Annotated in this window: 1 protein-coding gene; it reads left to right on the top strand. The window is 72.9% G+C overall.

Annotated elements, in window-relative coordinates; all coding sequences use genetic code 11:
• Nucleotides 1–365: 365 nt before the first annotated feature.
• On the top strand, nt 366–1,537 hold a 1,172-nt coding region (locus tag FNQ90_RS22720; RefSeq protein WP_182608059.1), incomplete at its 3' end, for a hypothetical protein.

Genomic DNA, 1,537 nt, shown 5'->3' with positions numbered 1-1,537 from the left:
CCCCGGCCCCACGCGTCGCGGGGCGGGAAAGAACCGTCGCGCTCGGCCCCCTGACCCCGGGGCACTCCCCGGAGTGGTACCACCCTCTTCCACACGGGAGCAGGCCCCACCCCGAGGGCCGGGAAGCGGGACGAATCCGGGCCCGCTCGACCCCGACGCCCCGAGGACTCCTCCCGTGGACCCACGAAGGCGTGAAGGGCGAACCGCCGCGACGATCCCCGGGGGAGGGAAGCACCGACGCATCGAGGTCGGTCCGGAATCGGCTCGGTGGATTCGGCCCGAACCACAGGGCCCCGAGCCGTAGACTTCGCCGGTCAGCGCGGAGGATGCCCGGCCGTTGCGCGGCCCGTGGGGGAGGAGATCACATGCAGGAACCGTCGGACCCGATGGAGAATCCCGAACCCGGGGAGAGCGGCCGGAACGATTCCACCGGCTTACCCGTGGCCGCCGATCCGACACCAGCCTCGGGCGACGACGCGACGACGACCTCGGCGGTCCTGACGGAGGTTCTCCCGGGGGTCGCCGTCGTCTTCGGCCAGGCCCCGGCGGAACTCCGGCCCGGGGTGATCGACTTCGGTATCGTGCCGGTCGCCGACCGAGAGCGGATCTCCACGGCCCTGGCCTCGGTCGGGAACACGGCGACCGTGGCCGGCAACACGGCGCACGCCCTCGCCGGCGCGCAGGGACTCTACCGACTGGGCGACACCACGCAGGCCCTGCTGAGGGCCGGCGGAACCCTCGCGGTCAAGGACGGCGCCCACCTCGGGGCGGTGTTCTCCCCCGCGGGTCGGATCGTCGGCCAGGCCCGCCTCGTCCCCGTGACCGCGGCGAGCGCGGCGCAGGCCGCGGCGGCCATCGGACCGGCGTTGGCCATGATCGCGCTGCAGATGCAGCTGAGCGAGGTCACGCGCCTGGTCGGCACCAACATCGCGCTGACGAACCAGGTCCTCACCGCCATCCGCCACGAACAGTGGGCCGAACTGACGGCACTCGCCGACACCGTGAACCACGTGATCGACCGGGTGCGGGAGGTCGAGTCGCTCCCCACCTCCCTGTGGGACACCGTGGCGGGGAGTGAGGCGGCGCTGCGCAAGCAGCTGGAGTTGTACCGACTGAACGTAAGCCATCACATCCGGCGGATCCCCGGCGGCGAGGGGCGGGCCCGCCGGGAGTACCTGGAGACGAACGCCGAGGCCATCGTCTTCGACACCAACGCGCTGCTGTCCTCCCTCAGGGCATGGATCGGATATCAGGCGCTGCACGCCGTGCGGGCGAGAGCCGCCGGAGCCGAGGACGTCGCCGAGGCCCGGCTGGTGGACGCCATCGCGCGCCACACCGCTGAGGAACTCGACTCCGCGCTCGCCGAGATCAGGAGCCTGATGGGGGCGTTGACGCGGGAGCTGCGCATTCTCGCCGAGCTCCCCGGTCGCGACGCCCGGTCCCTGCCGGGGAAGCGGCGGGACGCGAACGCGACCCGCCAGGTCTCCGCCCGCCTCCTGGAGGCGATCGAGCCCCTCGCCGACGCCCTCCACCCGCC

Origin of the sequence: Streptomyces alkaliphilus (assembly GCF_014141535.1) — a bacterium.
Classification (GTDB): Bacteria; Actinomycetota; Actinomycetes; order Streptomycetales; family Streptomycetaceae; genus Streptomyces; species Streptomyces alkaliphilus.
Note: the sequence above shows the minus strand (reverse complement) of the source record. Positions and strands in the feature narration are given on the sequence as shown.